At 62.2% G+C, this 270-nt stretch carries 1 protein-coding gene; it reads right to left on the bottom strand.

Going from position 1 to position 270, the window contains the following annotated elements:
• Nucleotides 1–261, bottom strand: a 261-nt coding sequence (locus CVH10_RS20810) for an LLM class flavin-dependent oxidoreductase (RefSeq protein ID WP_146143214.1), incomplete at its 3' end; no start/stop codon positions are given.
• Between the last annotated feature and the right edge of the window lie 9 nt (nt 262–270).

Here is a 270-nt window from a genome sequence, read left to right as displayed (position 1 = left end):
GGCCGTGGCGAACAGCTTGATCCGGCTGGTGACGGCCGCCAACCCCGCCATCAGCGTGAAGGATTCGAGGTTGTGGTCCCAGAACTCGGTCTTGCCGCCGAAGCCCCGCAGCTTGATCATCGAGAGGGCGAAGTCGAGTCCGTAGCCCTCGGCCTTGAGCACCACCTGCTTGTTCAGCTCGAAGCTCGGCATGTATTGCGGCGCGTTCTCCGACAGGAGCCAGCCGTTGTTTCCGATCGGGATGAAGACGCCGACATTCATGGCAACCTC

This window comes from Halomonas sp. ND22Bw, from assembly GCF_003011945.1.
Taxonomy (GTDB): Bacteria; Pseudomonadota; Gammaproteobacteria; order Pseudomonadales; family Halomonadaceae; genus Halomonas; species Halomonas halophila.
The sequence above is the reverse complement of the archived record's forward strand: the minus strand, read 5'-3'. Positions and strand labels throughout refer to the sequence as shown.